Source organism: Saccharopolyspora sp. NPDC002376, assembly GCF_053593195.1.
The window spans coordinates 42758-51199 of record NZ_JBSFBZ010000056.1; the positions used below are offsets into that span (position 1 = coordinate 42758).

The 8442-nt window shown below is 69.7% G+C and carries 9 protein-coding genes; all 9 read left to right on the forward strand.

The annotated features are described in order from the left end of the window. Window positions 1-6 precede the first annotated feature (6 nt). The 9 genes from ACWCO2_RS29320 (at window position 7) to ACWCO2_RS29360 (ending at window position 8333) form a co-directional block, all read left to right on the forward strand. Window positions 7-759, forward strand: a complete 753-nt coding sequence (locus tag ACWCO2_RS29320; RefSeq protein ID WP_450131016.1) for a YebC/PmpR family DNA-binding transcriptional regulator — start codon at window positions 7-9, stop codon at window positions 757-759. Window positions 760-847: 88 nt separating this feature from the next. Continuing rightward, window positions 848-1357, forward strand: a complete 510-nt coding sequence (locus tag ACWCO2_RS29325; protein ID WP_450131017.1) for a DUF4262 domain-containing protein — start codon at window positions 848-850, stop codon at window positions 1355-1357. A 105-nt stretch (window positions 1358-1462) separates the two neighbouring features. Continuing rightward, window positions 1463-2047: a crossover junction endodeoxyribonuclease RuvC gene (gene ruvC, locus ACWCO2_RS29330; RefSeq protein ID WP_450131018.1), complete on the forward strand. Its 585-nt coding sequence runs from the start codon at window positions 1463-1465 to the stop codon at window positions 2045-2047. Window positions 2048-2101: 54 nt separating this feature from the next. Further along, window positions 2102-2698, forward strand: a complete 597-nt coding sequence (gene ruvA, locus ACWCO2_RS29335; RefSeq protein WP_450131019.1) for a Holliday junction branch migration protein RuvA — start codon at window positions 2102-2104, stop codon at window positions 2696-2698. 221 nt (window positions 2699-2919) lie between these two features. Then, window positions 2920-3972 (forward strand): Holliday junction branch migration DNA helicase RuvB, encoded by a 1053-nt coding sequence (gene ruvB, locus ACWCO2_RS29340; protein WP_450131020.1) that lies wholly within the window; start codon window positions 2920-2922, stop codon window positions 3970-3972. Between the two features lie 334 nt (window positions 3973-4306). Beyond that, the gene (gene yajC / locus ACWCO2_RS29345; RefSeq protein ID WP_450131021.1) at window positions 4307-4681 is read left to right on the forward strand and encodes a preprotein translocase subunit YajC; all 375 of its coding nucleotides are present in this window, start codon (window positions 4307-4309) and stop codon (window positions 4679-4681) included. A gap of 357 nt (window positions 4682-5038) precedes the next feature. Beyond that, window positions 5039-6610 carry a protein translocase subunit SecD gene (gene secD / locus ACWCO2_RS29350; RefSeq protein WP_450131022.1) on the forward strand — a complete coding sequence of 524 codons (1572 nt, stop codon included), beginning with the start codon at window positions 5039-5041 and terminating at the stop codon, window positions 6608-6610. After that, a complete protein-coding gene (gene secF / locus ACWCO2_RS29355) occupies window positions 6607-7782 on the forward strand; it encodes a protein translocase subunit SecF (protein WP_450131023.1) in 1176 nt (391 codons plus the stop codon). Before secD ends, secF begins: the two co-directional genes overlap by 4 nt. After that, window positions 7779-8333, forward strand: a complete 555-nt coding sequence (locus tag ACWCO2_RS29360) for an adenine phosphoribosyltransferase (RefSeq protein WP_450131024.1) — start codon at window positions 7779-7781, stop codon at window positions 8331-8333. The genes secF and ACWCO2_RS29360 overlap by 4 nt, the downstream gene beginning before the upstream one ends. The last annotated feature ends 109 nt before the right edge of the window (window positions 8334-8442 follow it).

An 8442-nucleotide genomic window follows, 5' to 3' on the forward strand; every position in this document is an offset into this window, starting at 1 on the left:
GGAGAGATGAGCGGCCACTCGAAGTGGGCCACCACCAAGCACAAGAAGGCCGCCCTCGACGCCAAGCGCGGCAAGCTCTTCGCGAAGCTGATCAAGAACGTCGAGGTTGCCGCCCGCACCGGCGGGGGCGATCCCGACGGCAACCCGACCCTGTACGACGCCATCCAGAAGGCGCGCAAGAACTCCGTGCCGATGGACAACATCGAGCGCGCCCGCAAGCGCGGCGCAGGTGAGGAAGCCGGTGGCGCCGACTGGCAGACGATCATGTACGAGGGTTACGGGCCCAACGGTGTCGCAGTGCTGGTCGAGTGCCTGACCGACAACCGGAACCGCGCCGCGGGCGAGGTGCGCACCGCGATGACCCGCAACGGCGGCTCGATGGCCGACGCGGGCTCGGTGGCCTACCTGTTCACCCGCCGGGGCGTCGTGCTGCTGCCGAAGAACGGGCTGAGCGAGGACGACGTGCTCTCGGCGGTGCTCGAGGCCGGTGCCGAGGAGATCAACGACCTGGGCGAGAGCTACGAGATCCTCTCCGACCCGGCCGACATGGTCGAGGTGCGCAAGGCGCTGCAGGCCGCCGACATCGAGTACGACTCGGCGGAGACCAACTTCCTCGCGGCGGTGAACGTCGAACTGGACGCCGAAGGCGCGCGCAAGATCTTCAAGCTGATCGACGCGCTGGAGGACTGCGACGACGTGCAGAACGTCTTCGCGGCCTTCGACGTCGACGACGCGGTGCTCGAAGAGGTCAACGCGTAAGTCTCGTCGTTGACACCAGGAGTGTCCGAACCGCTCCCGTCGGTGCCTCTCGTGGGCGCTGGCGGGAGCGGTTTTCTTCGCAGGCACAATGGCGATCGTGGCTGAGACGGATGAAGAACTGCGCCGGTGGATGGTCGACACCGCTGAGAAGCACGGCGCAGCGGTGATGCACGTGCCCGGCGACGAGCGCGGTGCGCAGTACGCCTTCTCGGTCGGCGCGTGGCGGCGCTTCGGCAAGCCCGAGGTCGTGGTGATCGGGCTGCCCGAGGAAGTGGCGAACGCGGTGGTCAACACCTACGTGCAGCAGGTCGGCCAGGGCGAGCGGTTCGTGCCCGGGAGGCTCTACGACGGCTTCCTGAAGGGCTGCCCGGTGACCTTCGAGAAGGTCGCCCTGCAGCACTACCCGGAGTACCTGGGCAGCGCGTTCCTGGTCTACAGCGGACCGGACTTCCCGGCGGTGCAGCTGATCGTCTCCAGCCCGGAGGGCGCGAAGTTCCCCTGGCAGCCGGACGCTCCCGGTGGGTTCCGCGAGTACCAGCCGGTCCTGACCGACAGCGGCCTCCCGGAGAGCTGGACCCCGGGCACCGACGGCCCCTGATTCACCCGGGTGGGGGATGTGGTTCGCGTGTCGGTGCGGAGGGCTGTCGTCGCGGTTCGATAAGGTTTCGAACGAGTGTTCAGGCCGAGTTGGGCAGGTGACATCGTGCGCGTGCTGGGAATCGACCCCGGACTGACCCGCTGCGGGCTCGGCGTGGTCGACGGCGGCCGGGGACGGTCGGTTTCGCCCGTCGCCGTCGGTGTCGCGCGCACCCCGTCGGAGGACGAACTGCCGTCCCGGCTGCGTGCGGTGGCCGACGAGGTGGAGCGGTGGATGGACCGCCACCAGCCCGAGGTGGTGGCCATCGAGCGGGTGTTCAGCCAGCACAACGTGAGCACCGTGATGGGTACCGCGCAGGTCTCCGGCGTCGTGGCGCTGCTGGCCGCGCGCCGCGACCTGCCGGTCGCGTTCCACACGCCCAGCGAGGTCAAGGCCGCCATCAGCGGTTCCGGCCGGGCGGACAAGAAGCAGATCACCGCCATGATCACCAAGATCCTGGGGCTGGCTGAAGCGCCCAAGCCTGCCGACGCCGCCGACGCCCTGGCGCTGGCCGTCTGCCACCTGTGGCGCGCGCCGATGGCCAACCGCCTGGCCCAGGCCGAGGCCAAGGCGGCCGAACTCGCCCGCAACCACAAGGCCCGGCTCAAAGCCGCCGCGAAAGCCGCTGGGGGACGCGATGCACGCAGCTGACGCGCGGTGCGCAACGATGCCGGGGATTCCGGCACGAGTAGGAGGTGTTGACCGATGATCTCCACGGTGCGAGGTCCGGTGCTGTCCATCGGACTGGACCACGCCGTGATCGAAGTCGGTGGCGTGGGCATGGCCGTGCACGCCACCCCGGTCACGCTGGCCGGGCTGCGGCGGGGCGAGGAGTTCCGGTTGTGGACCTCGCTGATCGTGCGCGAGGACTCGCTGACCCTCTACGGCTTCGCCGAAGCCGAATCCCGCGATCTGTTCGTCCTGCTGCAGACGGCGTCCGGGGTCGGTCCGCGCCTTGCGCTGGCCGCGCTCGCGGTGCTCTCGCCGGACCAGCTCTGCCACGCCCTGGCCGACGGCAACCTGACGGTGCTCACCCAGGTGCCGGGCATCGGCAAGAAGAGCGCCGAGCGCTTGATCCTGGAGTTGCGCGACAAGGTCGGTGCGGTGGCCGGGGTTGCCGAGCCGGCTGCCGCGGTGGACCACGGCCGGGTGCGTACGGAGGTCTCCGAAGCACTGGTGAGCCTGGGCTTCTCGGCCAAGCAAGCCGAGCAGAGCGTCGAGACCGTGCTGGCCTCGGGCAACGGCGACCTGGACACCTCCGCGGTGCTGCGCAAGGCGCTGGCCACGCTCGGGCCGAAGTGAGTGCCTGTCGGCGTATGTCGTCCGCGCTTGTGGAAGCGGCGGCTTGGACAACCTGCGCAGGGCAACCACCGGCGGGTTCTGAGAGGTTTTCTGGCGAGGACGGCCCCTCTGTCGTGTATTGGTCATACATCAGGAGGGGCACCCGCAGTCCAGGGGACCTCTCAGGTTCCGCTGAGCGACCACTCAAGCAACGCAACCACCAACAAGCTCTGAGGTCGTAGATGCACGAGGACGACGAGGCCGACTGGTCCAGCGACGGCGTCTCGCTGGCCGCGCACCAGAACCCGTCCGACCAGGACGTCGAGATGACGCTGCGGCCGCGCAAGCTCAGCGAGTTCGTCGGCCAGGCCCGGGTGCGCGAGCAGCTGGAGCTGGTGCTGCACGGTGCGCTCAGGCGCGGCGATCAGCCGGACCACGTGCTGTTCTCCGGCCCGCCCGGACTGGGCAAGACCAGCCTGTCGATGATCATCGCCACCGAGCTGGGCTCGGCGATCCGGGTCACCTCCGGTCCGGCCCTGGAACGGCCTGGTGACCTGGCGGCGATGCTGTCCAACCTCGCCGAGGGCGACGTGCTGTTCATCGACGAGATCCACCGGATCGCCCGCCCCGCCGAGGAGATGCTCTACCTGGCGATGGAGGACTACCGGGTGGACATCGTGGTCGGCAAGGGGCCCGGCGCCACCAGCATCCCGCTGGAACTGGCGCCGTTCACGCTGGTCGGAGCCACCACCCGGTCCGGCGCGCTGACCGGTCCGCTGCGCGACCGCTTCGGCTTCACCGCGCACATGGAGTTCTACGCGCCGGAGGAGCTGGAACTCGTCGTGCGCCGCGCGGCGGGGATCCTCGGCGTGGACCTGCGCGACGACGGCGCCGTCGAGATCGCCGGCCGCTCGCGCGGCACACCGCGCATCGCCAACCGGCTGCTGCGCCGGGTCCGCGACTTCGCGGAGGTGCGCGCCGACGGTGCGGTGACCCGCGAGGTCGCGCGGGCCGCGCTGGAGGTCTACGACGTCGACGAGCTAGGCCTGGACCGGTTGGACCGGGCGGTGCTGAGCGCGCTGATCAACTCCTTCCGCGGCGGCCCGGTGGGGATCTCCACGCTCGCGGTCGCGGTGGGGGAGGAGGCGAGCACGGTGGAGGAGGTCTGCGAGCCCTACCTGGTGCGCGCCGGGCTGCTGGCGCGAACGCCGCGCGGGCGGGTGGCGACCGCGGCGGCCTGGCACCACCTGGGGCTCGTTCCGCCGGAGCACGCGCCCGGGCTCTTCGACGAGTGATCGAATGGTGATAAAACGCCGATACGGTGTGCGAGAACTGAAAAGAACCGGATCTGAACGAGCACCAAGTGTCGACGACCGGTGCCACGAGCCGGGGTGCTCGTCCGCGATCGACGCGTGACGTTATCCTCCTGACGTCTCGTTCGGTGCCGATCGGACGGGTCGTGCGCGGCTGCGGCTCGCGCGGACCTGCCCTGGCGGGCCGCGGTGGTCCTCCCAACAGCGGGAGCCCGTCGACCCGAGTTGACCTGGCACACTGGGGCTTGAACATCCGAACAATTCGGGCGCAGTACTGCGAGGGCTGGGCCCCGAAGCGTCCGCTGAACGGAGCACGATGGACCTCAACTCCCTGATTCTTCCGCTGCTGATCGTCCTGCTGGCGGTGCCGCTGTTCCTGCAGGCCCGCAAGCAGAAGCGCGCGATGGCGGAGCAGCAGAAGCTGCAGAACTCGATCGCCCCCGGCGACCGCGTGATGACCACCTCCGGTGTGTTCGGCACCGTCGTGGCCACCAGCGACGACTCCATCGACCTGGAGCTGGCGCCGGGCATGACCACCACCTGGGTGCGTCAGGCGGTCCGCGAGAAGGTCGAGACCGAGGGCGCCCCGGAGGCCGCGGAGGTCAAGGACGAGACCCCGGCCGAGGCCCAGGTCGAGACCGAGTCGAAGGCCGAGATCGCCGAGCCGATCGAGCAGCAGAAGATCAACTGACGACGGGCAGGAGTCCGCACCGGGGCCGACCGCGGCCCCGCGTGGCGGGCGTGGCCCAACGGGTAGCGACGCGGGCACCGGAGAAGCGCTTCCGGGCCCGCGTTCGTGCGTAGCAGCTGATCTACGTACGGTCGCCACCCGGTGCGGTGTCGCCCGCGCCGGGCCTGTCAGACTGAACGGTGGTGCTTCTGGCCTCCGCGGCCGGGCGCCCGAACCACCCGCGGGTTCTCAGACGTTCTCTCGGGGGACGACGGCTGTGCTGTCCGACCGCGAGAGGGCGGCCGAGGTTTCGCCGGGTGCGCGACTGAGCACGACGACATGTGCACCGCTTCGAGACCGGACAGGAGAACGAACGCCGTGGCACCTCCGGCCGGGCAGATCCGCCCAGGGCGTTATCTCGCGATCTTCGCATTGATCGTGGTCGCCCTGTATTCGCTGGTGTTCTTCACCGGTGACGGCAAGCCGTACCCCAAGCTCGGGATCGACCTCCAGGGCGGCACCCGGGTTACGCTCACCGCGCGCACCCTGGACGGTCAGCCGCCCAGCAACGAGGCCCTGGCGCAGGCCCGCGAGATCATCGAGACTCGCGTCAACGGCATGGGAGTCAGCGGGTCCGAGGTCACCCAGGACGGCAGCAACCTGGTCATCACGGTGCCCGGCGAGGGCAGCGAGCAGGCCAAGCAGCTGGGCCAGACTGCCGAGCTGAACTTCCGCAAGGTCACCACCTCGGTTCCGGTGCAGGCCCTGCCGCCGGCGGGCACCGCGCCGCAGGCCGCGCACCAGCAGCAGGGCGACCAGCCCAGTGACCAGAAGCGCCAGATCGAGGAGGCCAAGCGCACCCGGCAGAGCACTGACCCGAACGTGCAGATCCAGGCGCTGCAGGCGCTGGACTGCGCGGTCGACGACCCGCTGCGCGGCAACGACGACCCGAAGCTGCCGCTGGTGACCTGCGACCGCGAAGGCGCGTTCAAGTACGTCCTGGAGCCGTCGTTCCTGCCGGGCCGCGAGGTCGCCACCGCGCAGGCGGTCCCGCCGAACCCGCAGCAGGGTGAGCCGGGCTGGACGGTGTCGCTGGACTTCAAGCGCGAGGGCGCCAAGATCTGGGCCGACTTCACCTCCGCCAACGTCGGCCAGCAGGCCGCGTTCGTGCTGGACAGCGAGGTCGTCTCGGCGCCGCAGATCCAGGCCGCGTTGCTCGGCGGCAACGCGCAGATCACCGGCAATTTCAACCAGCAGAGCGCGACCGAGCTGGCGGACATCCTCAAGTACGGTTCGCTGCCGCTGGCCTTCGACCAGTCCGAGGCCGAGACGGTCTCGGCGACGCTCGGTGTGGCTTCGATGGAGGCCGGGCTGATCGCCGGTGGCATCGGCCTGCTGCTGGTTGCGGTGTACTGCCTGCTCTATTACCGGCTGCTGGGCATCCTGACGATCCTGTCGCTGGTGCTCTCCGGCGGCGTTGTCTACGGCGCGCTGGTGCTGCTGGGCCGCTGGGTGGGCTTCACCCTCGACCTGGCCGGTATCGCCGGTTTCATCATCGCCATCGGCATCACCGCCGACTCGTTCATCGTGTTCTTCGAAAGGCTCAAGGACGAGATCCGCGAAGGCCGCACCTTCCGGTCGGCCGTGCCGCGGGCGTGGACCCGGGCCCGGCGCACGATCCTGTCCGCCGACGCGGTCAGCTTCCTGGCCGCCGCGGTGCTCTACGTGCTCGCCGTCGGCCAGGTGAAGGGCTTCGCGTTCACGCTGGGCATGTCCACCGTGCTGGACCTCGTCGTGGTCTTCCTGGTCACCCACCCGCTGGTGGTGCTGGCCTCGAAGAGCAAGTTCCTGTCCAAGCCGTCGGTCTCCGGCCTGGGTGCGGTGCAACGCCTCGGCAACCAGAACCGAGCCGCCCGCAAGGCCGCCGCGACCACCGCCAAGGAGGCGTGAAGGTGACGACTCCAGGTACCGAAGGCACCCGCCGCGAGAGCGTCTTCCACCGCCTCTACGTCGGCACCGGGGCTTTCGACATCGTCGGCAAGCGCGCCCGGTGGTACATCTCGCTGGGCCTGCTGGTGCTGGTGTGCATCGGTTCGATCGGGTTCAAGGGCTTCAACCTCGGGATCGACTTCGAGGGCGGCACGAAGCTGCAGATGCCAGCGGTCGGCGTGCAGGGCCCGATCGAGACCAACCAGGTGCAGGACGCGTTCCGGGAGGCCGTGGGCCGCCCGGCGGAGACGGTGCAGATCGTTGGCTCCGGCGCCAGCCAGACCATCCAGATCCGCAGCGAGACGCTGGACGTCGAGCAGGTCCAGGCGGTCAAGCAGACGCTGTTCACCAAGCTGCAGCCGCTGAACGCGCAGGGGCAGCCGAGCGAGCAGGTGATCAGCGACAGCGCCGTCAGCGGCACCTGGGGTGGTGAGATCACCCAGCAGGCGATGATCGCGCTCGGCGTGTTCCTGGTGCTGGTCACCATCTTCCTGGCGTTCTACTTCGAGAAGTGGATGGCGGTGGCGGCGCTGATCGCGTTGCTGCACGACGTCGTGGTGACCGCGGGCATCTACTCGCTGACCGGCTTCGAGGTCACGCCCAGCACGGTGATCGGTCTGCTGACCATCCTCGGCTTCTCGCTGTACGACACCGTGGTGGTCTTCGACAAGGTCAAGGAGAACACCCGCGGTCTGCTCGGACTGACCCGCCGCACCTACCCAGAGGCGGCGAACCTGGCGGTCAACCAGACGCTGATGCGCTCCATCAACACCTCGGTCGTCGCGCTGCTGCCGGTGCTCGGGCTGCTGGTGGTCGGTGCCGGGATGCTCGGCGTCGGCATGCTGCGCGACCTGGCGCTGGTCCAGCTTGTCGGCATGATCACCGGCGTCGTCTCGTCGATCCTGCTGGCCACCCCGCTGCTGGTGGACTTCAAGATGCGCGAGCCGAAGTACCGCGAGCACGCGGCCAAGGTGCAGCAGCGCCGCGAGCGCGCTGCGGCCAAGGCCGCCGGTGAAGAGGTGCCGGGGGAAGCTCCGAAGCAAGCGGTCGCGGCCGGTGCGGGCACGGCGAAGCGGCCGACGAGCCGCCCGGCGGGCAAGTCCGGTCGTCCCACCGGGAAGCGGCGCCGATGACCGAGCAGACGGCGGTCGAGGTCACCGACACCTCCGACCTGGCGCTCCGGCGCGCGGCGGAACTGATCCGCGAGGTGCCGGACTTCCCGGAGCCGGGCGTGCTGTTCCGCGACATCAGCCCGATGCTGGCCGACAGTGCCGGGCTGAGCGCCGTGGTCTCGGCGCTGGGCCGGGACTGCGAGTTCGATGTGGTCGCCGGGGTGGAAGCCCGCGGGTTCCTGGTGGGGGCCGCGGTCGCGCAGGCCTACGGCACCGGCGTGATCGGGCTGCGCAAGCCCGGCAAGCTGCCGGTGGTCGCCGACCGGGTCAGCTACACGCTGGAGTACGGCCAGGCAACCTTGGAGCTGCCCGCAGACACGCTCCGTGCGGGGCAGCGCGTGCTGATCGTGGACGACGTGCTCGCCACCGGCGGCACGCTGGGCGCGGCCTGCCGACTGGTGCGGCAGGCCGGTGCGGAGGTTTCGGCAGCGGCGGTGGTCCTCGAGCTCACCGCGCTGGAAGGCCGCGACAAGATCATGGGCGAGGAAGTCCGAGCACTCCTCCAGGCCTGATACCCGAGGCCGCGATTTCCATTGAGGTTTTTCCAGGCTCGTTTTGCGTGGCGGTGCGGGTGGCGGAACCTCAGGCGCCGCCTGGCTGCGGGATCCCGTTTTTATGTAT